A 1186-nucleotide genomic window follows, 5' to 3' on the forward strand; every position below is an offset into this window, starting at 1 on the left:
CAACGAGCCGCGAGCGCCCTTGGAAGAAGTCCAGGTCGATTTTAAGGATATCACCTCGGTGTCTCCTGAGCAAAGTCGACAAGGCAAGCGTCAGCATGTGATTGAGACCTGCAATTTTGTCGATGCGGGCACGTCCATTGCCCTCTGGTGCCAGTCGGCGGAGGATTTCCAGGAACAGACTGCCTTGCAAGCCGTGATTGCGTTCTTGCGCCTCACTGGCTGTCCTGCTCAGATGACGTTTGATCGCGATCCGCGCTGGGTCGGCAGTGTGAGCGGCCGTGATTTTCCTTCCCCGTTGCGTCGGCTTCTGTTGTGTGTGGGGATCCAGCCCTGCATTTGTCCGCCGCACCGCCCCGACAAGAACGCCTATGTGGAGCGCTACCATCGAAGCTTGAAGCAAGAATGCCTCCAAAAGGTTCGGCCTGAGAGCTTGCAAGAAGTGCAGGAAGCCACGGAACGGTATCGCACGCACTACAATGAGGAGCGTCCTCACCAGGGACGAGCCTGTCAGAATCGGCCACCGCGGGTGGCCTATCCCACCCTTCCCCCGTTGCCCCCGCTGCCGGAGCGGGTGGATCCTGATGCATGGCTCAGCGCCGTGAATCGGAAGCGGTATCTGCGCCATGTGGGTCGCGATGGGTGCATTACGGTGGATCTGGCCTGCTACTACATCGATACGCATCTGGCGAAGCAGGCAGTGCTCCTGGAGGTGGATGCGGCACAGCGAGCCTTTGCGGTCTGGCAGGAGAATCGGATCATCAAGTGGCTTCCCATCAAAGGGTTAGTGGGACAAGAGCTGCCTTTGGAGGAATATCTGCAGCTCATGCAGGGAGAGGCCCTTGCTGCTGCGCGACGGAGTCCGCGAAACCTGCACCAGCTCTCGCTGTGGAAGGAAGGAGCCGGGTCCTGAGAATCGTGCTGACGGTGCTGACGGTGCTGACCAGAATGCTTGCCTCATCTTCAGGCAGGCCGAGACCCTGTGGCCTTGTGCATGAGGAAAAAGCGAGCAAGAAAGGCAAAACGAGCAAGGCATCCCCGGCTTGGGGGCGCATTCGTGCTCAGACTCATCCTTTTTCGTCCTTTCTTGCTCAGCTTATCGCTTTTCTTGTTCAGCTTTTTTGCGGACAACCTGAACAGGTACGATGAGGGCACTCACGCTCAGGTCTCGATGACGGAAAACCATACA

1 protein-coding gene is annotated in these 1186 nt (G+C 58.2%); it reads left to right on the plus strand.

The features are described from left to right. Nucleotides 1–910 (plus strand): integrase core domain-containing protein (locus F1593_RS28055; protein WP_149404848.1); only part of this gene is annotated, 910 nt, incomplete at its 5' end. Nucleotides 911–1186: the final 276 nt, after the last annotated feature.

The organism is Dictyobacter arantiisoli (assembly GCF_008326305.1).
Taxonomy (GTDB): domain Bacteria; phylum Chloroflexota; class Ktedonobacteria; order Ktedonobacterales; family Ktedonobacteraceae; genus Dictyobacter; species Dictyobacter arantiisoli.